The organism is Corynebacterium tuscaniense, assembly GCF_008693065.1.
Lineage (GTDB): Bacteria > Actinomycetota > Actinomycetes > Mycobacteriales > Mycobacteriaceae > Corynebacterium > Corynebacterium tuscaniense.
The window spans coordinates 1-1,461 of sequence record NZ_VXKH01000126.1 but is presented as its reverse complement, the minus strand read 5'-3'; the positions used below and the strand labels follow the sequence as shown (position 1 = coordinate 1,461).

General features: G+C 62.8%; 1 protein-coding gene and 1 pseudogene. Both read left to right on the top strand.

The genetic code is table 11. The features are described 5' to 3' along the window. Positions 1-591: pseudogene (locus tag F4V54_RS11565) on the top strand (DNA polymerase III subunit epsilon); the annotation flags it as partial. 46 nt (positions 592-637) lie between these two features. Further along, positions 638-1,461, top strand: an 824-nt coding sequence (locus F4V54_RS10800; protein ID WP_249041297.1) for a Mur ligase family protein, incomplete at its 3' end; no start/stop codon positions are given.

Here is a 1,461-nt window from a genome sequence, read left to right as displayed (position 1 = left end):
CCGGCGCCGATTGGGATCGTCGATACGCTTGCAACGGCCCGGAAACAAGGAACCGTAACCACGGATGCGCGCCTTGAGGCTGTGGCCGCGAAAGCCGGCATTGAGCTGCCGCCCGCCGAGGCAAGTGCTGCGCGTGCAACAGAGCCCGAGGAGACAACCTCGCGCGCGCGAAGCCTCGCGTTGATGCAGCTTTACCTGCACCAACGTGAGGCCGGCGAGCTTGTCACGCGCACTCCCGATGAATTGACCAATGACCGGTTTGGGCTACAGCGTTCCCGCGTCCGCGTTCAAGCGGAGAAGGCCGAGCCAACGAAGGGCAATCCAGGCATATACACCGCAAGGTCTGGGCTGCGCCCCGGCATGGAAGTGGTGGTCACGGACGATGTTGCCGTGGACCATGATGAGATCGTGCAAGCCATCCTGGACGCGGACATGGTGTACACGGAAAAGCTCTCGCGTGAAACATCGCTGGTGATCAGCAACATCACCGGCCCCGCATCGCAACTGCGTGGCAAGGCTATGCACGCGGAACGCAAGAACATTCCACTCCTGACCGACGACGAGTTTTTCACCATCCTGCGCAACCAATAAGCGCGCCCTCGCGGTGCCTACCTGAGATCGTCTAAGGTTTTATCCCATGAGTTCGAGCACCCCCGGCACTGGAAAAGCAGGGCCGTTTCAACGTTTGCGTTCCACAGTCGCGGTGACCGCGGCAAAGCTCGCAACCACCGCTTCCCGCGCAACTGGGCGCGGTGCTGGTGGCATGATCGGCGGTTTGGTCGCCGGCGCGATCGACCCGAATATTCTGGACGAGCTTGCTGGCCGGCCGACCATCCTGGTCACTGGCACAAATGGTAAATCCACCACTACCCGCATGCTGGTGAGCGCCCTGCGTACCAAGTTCACCGTCGCTTCCAACGATGGCGGTGACAACATGGATGCAGGCATCATCTCCGCTCTCCTGGCTGACTCATCGGCCTCGCACGTGGTGCTGGAGGTGGATGAACTGCACGTGCCCGCCATCGCGCAACGGCTCAAACCAGAAGCCCTCGTGCTGCTCAACCTCACACGCGACCAGCTTGACCGCGTGGGGGAAATCAACTCCATCGAACGCGCCCTACGCAAGACCGTGGAAATGCACCCGAGCATGACCGTGGTGGCCAACTGTGATGATGTGCTGATGACCTCCGTGGCCTTCGATGCTCCGCGCGTTGTCTGGGTCTCCGCCGGCGCCGGCTGGTTGGGCGATTCCGTATCCAATCCCCGCGGTGATGGGCACATCGTGCGCACCTCCGAGGACTGGTACGCCACCAAACCGCTCAAAGACGGCCGAGAGTTCCGCCGCCCCACCCCGCAGTGGAGCGTGACCGATGAGGGCCTAACCGCCCCCGATGGCACCACCCATCCCCTCGACCTTGCTCTGCCGGGCCGCGCCAACCGCGGTAACGCCGCCCAAGCTGT